Source organism: Streptomyces sp. NPDC001828 (genome assembly GCF_042892175.1).
Lineage (GTDB): Bacteria > Actinomycetota > Actinomycetes > Streptomycetales > Streptomycetaceae > Streptomyces.
In genome coordinates this window covers 728832-737570 of record NZ_JBIATV010000001.1, presented here as the reverse complement: position 1 = coordinate 737570, position 8739 = coordinate 728832, and the positions used below count along the sequence as shown (strand labels likewise).

General features: G+C 68.6%; 7 protein-coding genes and 1 pseudogene. 4 read left to right on the top strand and 4 right to left on the bottom strand.

The genetic code is table 11. The features are described 5' to 3' along the window. A partial coding sequence (locus ACFYZA_RS03440) for a hypothetical protein (protein ID WP_388486737.1) occupies nucleotides 1–342 on the top strand: 342 nt, incomplete at its 5' end. Nucleotides 343–630: 288 nt separating this feature from the next. After that, on the top strand, nucleotides 631–1848 hold the full coding sequence (locus ACFYZA_RS03435) for an aspartate aminotransferase family protein (RefSeq protein ID WP_388486734.1): 1218 nt from the start codon (nucleotides 631–633) through the stop codon (nucleotides 1846–1848). Nucleotides 1849–2073: 225 nt separating this feature from the next. On the opposite strand, the gene ACFYZA_RS03430 is transcribed toward ACFYZA_RS03435, so the two are convergent. Beyond that, entirely contained in the window at nucleotides 2074–2559 is a 486-nt protein-coding gene (locus tag ACFYZA_RS03430; protein WP_382583820.1) for a nuclear transport factor 2 family protein, read from the bottom strand. 370 nt (nucleotides 2560–2929) lie between these two features. On the opposite strand from ACFYZA_RS03430, the gene ACFYZA_RS03425 reads away from it, so the two are divergent. Beyond that, nucleotides 2930–6358: an amino acid adenylation domain-containing protein gene (locus ACFYZA_RS03425; protein ID WP_388486732.1), complete on the top strand. Its 3429-nt coding sequence runs from the start codon at nucleotides 2930–2932 to the stop codon at nucleotides 6356–6358. Next, nucleotides 6355–7134, top strand: a complete 780-nt coding sequence (locus ACFYZA_RS03420) for a thioesterase II family protein (RefSeq protein ID WP_388486729.1) — start codon at nucleotides 6355–6357, stop codon at nucleotides 7132–7134. Before ACFYZA_RS03425 ends, ACFYZA_RS03420 begins: the two co-directional genes overlap by 4 nt. Here ACFYZA_RS03420 and ACFYZA_RS03415 read toward each other — a convergent pair. The 3 genes and pseudogenes from ACFYZA_RS03415 to ACFYZA_RS03405 form a co-directional block, all read right to left on the bottom strand. Next, nucleotides 7108–7594: pseudogene (locus ACFYZA_RS03415) on the bottom strand (phytoene desaturase family protein); the annotation flags it as partial. The gene ACFYZA_RS03420 and the pseudogene ACFYZA_RS03415 overlap by 27 nt on opposite strands. A gap of 42 nt (nucleotides 7595–7636) precedes the next feature. Continuing rightward, nucleotides 7637–8110, bottom strand: a complete 474-nt coding sequence (locus ACFYZA_RS03410; protein ID WP_388486727.1) for an SRPBCC family protein — start codon at nucleotides 8108–8110, stop codon at nucleotides 7637–7639. Between the two features lie 151 nt (nucleotides 8111–8261). Beyond that, nucleotides 8262–8648: a hypothetical protein gene (locus ACFYZA_RS03405; protein WP_388486724.1), complete on the bottom strand. Its 387-nt coding sequence runs from the start codon at nucleotides 8646–8648 to the stop codon at nucleotides 8262–8264. Nucleotides 8649–8739 lie beyond the last annotated feature (91 nt).

Genomic DNA, 8739 nt, shown 5'->3' with positions numbered 1-8739 from the left:
GGCTTCGACCACATCGACGCCGTCGTACCCGTACCCGACCAACACAGCCAGTTCTGGCTCCTCTCCGGAGACCAATACGTACGCATCCACATCGCGGATGGCGAACCCCACCAGGACACGGTCATCAGCGGCCCCGGCACCCTCAAGGACTGGCCCAGCCTCGCCGGCTTCGACCACATCGACGCCGTCGTACCCGTACCCGACCAACACAGCCAGTTCTGGCTCCTCTCCGGAGACCAATACGTACGCATCCACATCGCGGGCGGCGAACCCCACCAGGACACGGTCGTCAGCGGGCCGGGCTCGCTCAAGGACTGGCCCAGCCTCGGCGAACTCCAGTAGCCGGTCCCGCGGCGGCGTGTCATGAGCGTGCCCCGCAGTAAGAGGGGCGGGAGTCCAGCGCGCGCAGCGGGAGCCCCGTGATCAGCCGGGGTCCCGCCGCGTGCGCGTCGCTTTCCAGGCCAGCGGGCGCAGTCGCCGGTGGTCCCCTTCGCACGAGAGCACGAGAGGTCGGCCATGTCGTTGTCCCCCCGCAGGACTCCCCACGAGACCGGTCATCCGCAGGCCGAGCTGCTCAAGCGGCATCGTGCCGTGATGGTGCCGTGGTTCCCGCTCTACTACGAGGAGCCCATGGAGATCGTCAGCGGTGAGGGGTGCACGGTCACCGACGCCGACGGGGCCTCCTATCTGGAGTTCTATGCCGGAATCGCCGTGAACACTCTCGGCTACAAGGTTCCCGAGGTGCATGAGGCCGTGGAACGGCAGCTGCGCAAGGGAGTCGTGCACACCTCGACGTTCTACTTGATCGGCCGACAGGTGGAACTCGCGGAACGAATTGCCGCGCTGTCGGGAATCCCCGACCCGCTGGTTTTCTTCACCTGCTCGGGAACCGAGGCGGTGGAGGCCGCCCTACTGGCCACGACCGAATATCGGCAGAGCTCGCAGATCATCGCCCTGCGTTATGGCTATCACGGCCGCAGTTTCGGAGGACTTGGAGTGACCGGCGACCGGCACTGGCAGGGCTCGGGGCTGTCGCCGGTACGGGTCGCCCACGCGCGGGGTGGAGAACGGCGGCGCGGAGGCTTGTCGGGGCTGGATGACAAGGCCTATGTGCGGGCCTGCCGGGAGGACCTGGAAGAGCTCGTCGGCACCAGCACTCCCGAGCGGACCGCAGCGATGATCGTCGAACCGGTGCAGGGCATCGCGGGTGGAATTCCCCTGGCCCCGGGGCAGCTCGCCGCCTATCGCGAGGTGCTGGACGAGTACGAGATCCCACTGATCGTGGACGAAGTCCAGACGGGGTGGGGACGCACCGGCAAGTACTGGGGATACCAGTGGCACCAGATCACACCGGACGTGCTGGTCTTCGCGAAAGGGGTCGGGAACGGCTTCACCCTGGGCGGCCTGGTGGGAAGGCGCGACATCATGTCCTCGCTCGACGCCCCGTCCATCTCCTCGTTCGGCGGCAACCACCTCTCCACCGCGGCGGCCGTGGCCACGTTGGACTACATCGCCGCCCATGACCTGACGACGGCTGCCCGACGCCTTGGAGCAGTGCTCATCGACGGGCTGAAGGAGAGTCTGGACGACGAGCCCTGTGTGTCCCAAGTACGTGGACAGGGGCTGCTGCTCGGGATCGAGTTCTCCCACCCCGGCACACTGAAGCCCTTTCCGGAGATGGCCGCCAGGGTCCAGCAGCTCTGCCGGGAGAACGCACTGCTCGTGGGGCTTGGCGGAACATTCGGCAACTGTCTTCGCCTCAGCCCTCCGCTGACCGTTCAAGAGGACCAGGTGCGGCTGGCGACGCGCGTCATCGCGGCCTCGACGCGAGCGGCGCGCGACGACTGACGCGGCAGTCGGCGAGCGGGACGGGCATGCGCGCACCTGCCCAGGCAGCCGGGCCCGACCCGCACGCGCTCGAACGGACCTGCCGCTCTCGCGGCGGTCAGCGGTGGCAAGCGGCGGCAAGGAGACTGCCGCCGCACCGGGTCGCACTCCGCAGGCGCTGTCTTCAGCCTGCGGAGCAGGCCTGTCCCGGGCGGGCGCGTCACTGCCGCGGCCCGGCTTCTGGGCTCAGACGCTGTGGAGCGGACCGGGGACACGCACTCGCGCGGCCTCCGCCTGATCCTCCGCCGAGAGCTGGGAGGCACCCGTTTCGGCGCCGGGCACGCGGTCGATGAGCCCGGTCACGACCCGTGTGTCCACATACGCCTGGACCTCGACGATGACATCGCCCTCGAACCTGCACAGCCAGACGTAGAAGGGGTCGTACGCCTCCCCGTCGCTGGCCGTCGCGACCCCCTCCATGACCACGATGACTTCCGCGTCGGAGCCGTACATCTGCTTGAGGTCGAAGCGCAGTCCGTCGGATCGGCTGCGCACCTGCTCCAGAGTTCCGTCGAGGAAGTCCCGCTTGTTCTGATATTCACCGGCCAGAGGATGTCGGCCGACCATGGTCCACTTCACGTCGTCGGCGACATGTTCGAAGAACTTGTCAACCGTGTCGAGTTCTCCGAGCAGCTCGAACAACGGCCTTCGGGTTTCACACGTACCGGCCATCAGTGATCCTTTCCTTGTCCGGATACGCATACCGTTTCCCCGTACCCCGGCGGCACAATTACAATCGGGTGGCTTGCGTTGGATATTGAATGCACTACGGTCGTGGCCAAAGCTTCACGACCCGAATCCGACCTCCAGCTTCACCCTGCATCGAAGTGGCACTCCAACATCAATTGAGTGTGCCACTTTTACCCCCTGGCCTGAGACACAAACGGCGCACTTGAGGCATCACGACATGGGGTCGGTTTCCGCATACTCGCCACTCTTCACGCCGTTGACTCTGCCGGTTATGGCGTCTACTTTTTCGGAATTGACATCCGTCTCATCGACCGTGATCAATTTCGCGGGCGCAGCAAGACGGAGGAACTCGGTGATCAGCGCTGTCCTCGCGCCCACCATTCGCGCCGAGTCCCCATTGCCGACCCTTTCTGTCGTGATGGCCGCCCAGCTCAACGGACGGCCCGAGCGCCAGTACTCCCACCTCGAAAGGCAGAACAGCATGTCTCGCCCCGTCACCGAACAGGCCACTTCGATGTCCTCCTTCCCCCTCACGGCGGTGCAGCGCTCGTACTGCATCGGCCGCCAGGACGGCCAGCCTCTGGGCGGGACGGCCTGTCACATGTACTTCGAATTCGATGGCGCGCGCATCGACGCCGGAAAGCTCGATGCCGCCTTCACGGAACTGCAGATCAGGCACCCGATGCTGCGCGCCCGCTTTCCCGACACGGCGCACGAGGCCTGTACGGGGGAGACACCCTGCCGCCGCCTGGTGGTCTACGACGCCCCGCCGACGAGGAAGGCGGCCGAAGAGCACTTGGAGCGTGTCCGCGCGCAGATGTCGGCCCAGCGGCTGGACACCGCGGCAGGCCAGGTCATGGACCTGCGGCTCTCCTCGCTGTCCGACGGCACCTCCCGGTTGCACATCGACGTCGATCTGATGGCTGCCGATCCGCCAAGCATCCGGCTCCTCCTCGCCGACCTGGCCGCCCTCTGCGCCGGCCACGCGTCCAGCGCCCCGGCAGGCCAGTACGCCGCCTACCGACGCGCCCAAGAGGCAGGACCTTCAGCCCACGGCAACGACGGGAACCCCCAAGGGCGGCAGCGCGACTCCCACCCCGAGGAGACCGCTCTCCCCGACACGTGGGACGCGCTCTTCGAGCAGTGCGGCTTCAACTCCCCGCGCTTACCGCTTACTTGTGATCCCCAGGGCATTGAAGCCCCCCGCTTCGAGCGCCGGAACGTCACCGTGCCGGCAGCACAGTGGCGGCGCGTCCGCGAACAAGCCGCGGCACATGGACTCGACCCTGACGCAGCGCTGCTGGCCGCCTTCGCATGCACCCTCGCGCGGTGGAGCGAGAACGACACGTTCCTCCTCAACGTGCCGGTCTTCGTCCGCCCGCCGGATCCGGACCTGCGCGAAACCGTAGGTGACTTCACCCGCCTCACGGTCCTTCCGATCGACATGTCCCCCGCATCCCCCATCCGCACGCTGGAGGGCCTGGTGCGGCACGTGGCGGACACGCTTGCGGCAGCGGGCCAGGGATCAACCGCGCCTTCACTGGAGGAGGTTCAGCACATGGCGCGACGTCGGGGCGAACGGCTGCCGCCTCTCGGCGTCGTCTACACCTCGCTCACCGACGAACCGTGGGTGGACAGCAGCTTCGAGGCGACCCTCGGTTCCGTCGGATGGATGCGGTCCCAGACACCCCAGGTGTGGCTGGACTGCATCGTCCACCAGTACGCGGGAGGCCGCCGCCTTGCCTGGGACGTGGTCGCGGAGCTCTTCCCACCCGGCATGCACGAAGCCATGACGGCCTACTGCGCCGACATTCTGCGAAGCCTGGCCGAACGGGACTGGTCATCGGCGCTTCCCGCACATCTGCCCGCCGGCCAGCAGAGCACACGGGAGGCAGTCAACAACACCCGGCGCGAGCAGAGCGGTCGACTGCTGCACGAGCGCTTCTTCACCCTGGCCGCACAGGACCAACGAGCCGCGGCGCTCATGGATGCCGACCACACGTGGACGCGCGCGACCGTCGCGGACACCGCCCTGCGTCTGGCGGCACACCTGCGTGCGCGGGGGCTGCGCGAGGGCGAACCGGTAGCCGTCACCCTGGCCTCGGGAATCGACCAGATCGAAGCGGTTCTCGGCGTCCTCGCGGCAGGGGGCTGTTACGTACCGATCAGCCCGGACCAGCCCGAAAGCCGACGCGCAACCATCCACGCGACCGCCGGCATCCGCTTCGCCGTCCAGGACGGCTCTCGACACCACGCCGGGCCCGGAAAAGAGCCAGGGGCGCCGACCGGTCAGGGCGGCACCCAGGACCTCACGGTAGTGACCTTGGCCGCCGCACGGGACAGCGAGCCCCTCGACGGACCGGTCCGTGTCCCGCCCACCTCACCCGCCTACATCATCTTCACCTCGGGCTCCACCGGCCGGCCCAAAGGTGTCCAGGTCTCCCATCAGTCCGTGGTCAACACACTGGAGGACATCAACGAACGCTGGGACGTCGGCCCCGACGACCGCGGCATCGTCATCTCCTCACTCGACTTCGACCTCTCGGTCTATGAGATCTTCGGCCCTCTCGGCGCCGGCGGCGCGGTGGTGGTACCGGCGGCGGACGACCGCCGCGATCCCCACGCCTGGCTGCGCCTCATGGAGCAGCACCGGGTCACCGTATGGGACTCCGTCCCCGTACTCCTCGACATGCTCATCAGCACCGCGGAGAGCGGCGCTCCGCCCCCCGCTCTGCGCCTGGCCATGACGGGCGGCGACTGGATCGGCCTCGACCTGCCCGGCAGGCTGCATGCCCTGCTGCCCGACTGCCGGTTCGTGGCCTGCGGCGGCGCCACCGAGGGCTCTGTCTACTCCAACTACTTCGAGGTGGACGAGGTCGATCCCGCCTGGGTTTCCGTTCCGTACGGCCGCCCTCTGGGCAACCAGGCATACCGGGTGGCGGATTCCCTGGGCAACGACTGCCCCGACTGGGTGGCGGGCGAGCTGTGGATCGGCGGCGCGGGCGTCGCCGACGGGTATGTGAACGACCCCCGACGCACCGAGGAACACTTCGTCGAGCACCAGGGAGCGCGCTGGTACCGGACGGGTGACATGGGCCGGTACCGTGACGACGGGGTGCTCGAATTCCTGGGCCGCAACGACCATCAGGTCAAGATCAACGGGTATCGCATCGAGCTCGGCGAGATCGAGTCGGCCGTCGCCGCCCACAGTGCCGTGGCGCGCTGCGTCGCCGTGGTCGCGGGCGAGGACACGCAACGCCGCCTCGTGGCCTACGTCGTGCCGAGCGGCGGCGACCTCGACCTGGCCCAAGTGACGGGTGAGGCGGCCGACCGGTTGCCCGAATACGCCCGTCCTGCCGACTACTTCCTCCTCACCGACCTTCCCCTGGGCAGCAACGGGAAGGTCGACCGCAAGACCTTGGCCTCGTGGGCCGTACCCGACCGCGCCGCCACCCCACAGGAACCCCCTGCTGAGGGCACCGAAGAGGAACTGGCCAGGATCTGGGGCGAGATCCTGCCCCAGCCCGTCGCCTCGCGCCACGACAACTTCTTCGACGTCGGCGGCAACAGCCTGCTGGCCGCCAAACTCACCAGCGGCATCCGGCATCGCTACGGAGCCGGCTTCACCCTGCGCACGGTGCTCCGCACTCCCACGCTGGCCGGCATGGCACGACAGATCGACCGGATGGACAACGCGGGCGACACCAAGTCCTCGGCCGCCGGGGACTCCCCGGTCCAGCAGTCAGCCAACGCGCAGCAGACGACGAGGACACAGCCATGACCACATCCACCCCGCCCGAAGCGACCGGTACCACGCAGACGCCGAGTCCTCACAGTGCCTGGCTCCGCTGCCTGGACACCCGGCCGGACGCCCCGACCCGCCTCATCTGCTTTCCGCACGCAGGCGGTAGTGCCAGCGTCTTCCGTGCCTGGCTGTCCGCCTGGGACGCCTCGACCGAACTGTGGGCCGTGCAGTACCCGGGCCGCGAGGACCGGACGACGGAATCCATGCCCGGCACTCTCAGCGATCTCGCCCGTCACATCGCCCTCACCCTGCAGTGGAAGTCCGACAAACCCTTCGCGTTCTTCGGACACAGCATGGGAGCCGTCGTCGCCTACGAGACAGCGTCGCAGCTGAGCCGACTCGGCCTCACCACACCCAGCCGTCTGATCGCCTCGGGCAGCCCGCCTCCCGGCTCAGCGGCAGAACAAGCCGGTCAGGACGACAACGCCGAAAGCGTTCAATGGCTGCACGACGGACCACCACCGGACGCCGAACTCCAGCGGGCCGCCGCCCGTGTCCTGGCAGCGGACCTGGATCTGCTGGCCCGCTACCCGCAGCGGACGCCCACCCCTTTGGACATCCCGCTCACTGTTCTCCGCAACCGGGACGACCCGGGCCTCGACGCCGGCGCTCTCGCCCCGTGGGATCAATACACCACCTGCGGTGTGGATACCGTGACGCTCCCCGGGGACCACTTCGCCTGCTATGAGCAACCACACGTCATCCTGGCCGAGTTGCGCAAGTCCTCACCGGCCCCGCGGTCTGCCCGGTGACGATCCGCTCCGCCCCCTGTCGCGGCAGGGTCCCGGCCGGGGCACGGTGTTGAGGTCGCGCTCGCCCCGGTCTACGACACCCTTGCGGGCTCCGTGGACTCCCCCGCCCGGGTGTGCGGACGCGGAAAGCCAGGAAGAGAGCGGAGACGGGTGTTTCCGGGCGTCCCGTGCCGGGGGGCGGGGCGGAAGGCCAGTTGTTGGTGCAGGGCCGTGGTGCCCCCGCTGATGGCGCCACCGTGGAGGTTGGCATCCATGCTCCGCAGGGTGGGCGGGGCAAGGACGCGGCGCGCGGCGATGAGGCTCCGGAGGCCAGGGGCGTAGCGCTCGGCCTGCTCTTCGATCCGGTCGGCCATCGCCTCCTGTTCGCGGGCGTCCCACGACCGGTCAGCCTGTCGTCCCCCGCATCGCCCCTGACGTGGTGCGGTACGGGTGTGTAGGCCCAGGCGGCCTCGGTGCCCTGCGCCTCACCGGCAGGGGGCCTTGGTCGGAGCCAGTGATGACTTCAGGCGTGGCGCGGTCGGTGGGCGGCGCCGCGCCCCGGGGCGTCGGTTCCTTCGCACAGACGGGCAAGTCGGCCCAGCATCGCGCGGTGCCGAATCTGCTGCGCCGCGTCCAGGAGGCCGTTGTGCAGGGCGCCTCCCGCACCGCGCAGGGGGTGCTCGTCGAGAATGACGAGTGTGTCCTCGCCCCAGGGCCGCAGCTCCATGGCGATCCGCGCGGTCCCCAGGGGCCCGCTGTACGCCTCCAGCTCAAGCACGCTGATCGGCTCGACGCGGCGCACGACGGTCCGGTTGTGCAGCGTGAACGGGCCGATCCTCACCTCGTAACGGAGGACAGCTCCGAGTTCGGGCCAGGTGCCCGCGTCCAGTTCGGCCCGGTCGGGGCCGACGACCCATTGCCCGTAGCGTTCGGCGTCGGCCAGGACCGCCCAGACGTCCTCGGGCGGCTTCTTGATCAATCGGTGCCGTACGGCCATGCGTTCCTCCGGCCTTCGAAACGCCCCCCTTCGCGAGTTCCCACGCTAGTCCTGATCACGTATCTCGCCACGGGACGGCACCTGCGTCAGCGACGCGGCCGACCGTGCGAAGGCTGTTTCCGGCGGGCGGTAAGGAGCAGCGGGAGGGACGTTACGAGCGGATGCTCCTCAGACTCAGCGCGCAGAGGGCCGCCCAGGAGATCGCGGCTCCTGCGGCTTTGAGGCGGGCTTGCTTCTGGGGCAGCTGGGTGCCGAAGACGACGGCGTCGGACGTGTCTGCGGCGACCCGGCACCAGGTGGCGAGACGGCGTGCGTCGTCGCCGGTCGCGGCCACCATGACTAGCCCGATGACAAGGTCCCGGGATCCGAAGGCCCGGATCAGCAGGCCCGTGTCCCGGGGAACGCGGCCACCGGGCTCCGACGGGAGAGCGCAGGGTTTCGCAAGCCATTCGGGCCTGGCCATGATGGCCGCGCCGTAGAGCGCGGTCGCGGCTCCGAGCAGCCGGTTGATGTCCGTCGTCTTCTTGATGTTCTTCATGGCATCGCGCCCTTTCCCCTCTGAGGGTGTTCGTTCGCGTTCCCTCGGGTGCGCACTTCATCCGTGGCACGGGGGCCGTCGTCCAGGAACC

Coding starts and splice junctions, on each gene's coding strand:
- ACFYZA_RS03435 (WP_388486734.1), top strand. CDS start 631: ATGGAGATCGTCAGCGGTGAGGGGTGCACGGTCACCGACGCCGACGGG.
- ACFYZA_RS03410 (WP_388486727.1), bottom strand. CDS start 8,110: ATGGCCGTACGGCACCGATTGATCAAGAAGCCGCCCGAGGACGTCTGG.
- ACFYZA_RS03420 (WP_388486729.1), top strand. CDS start 6,355: ATGACCACATCCACCCCGCCCGAAGCGACCGGTACCACGCAGACGCCG.
- ACFYZA_RS03430 (WP_382583820.1), bottom strand. CDS start 2,559: ATGGCCGGTACGTGTGAAACCCGAAGGCCGTTGTTCGAGCTGCTCGGA.
- ACFYZA_RS03405 (WP_388486724.1), bottom strand. CDS start 8,648: ATGAAGAACATCAAGAAGACGACGGACATCAACCGGCTGCTCGGAGCC.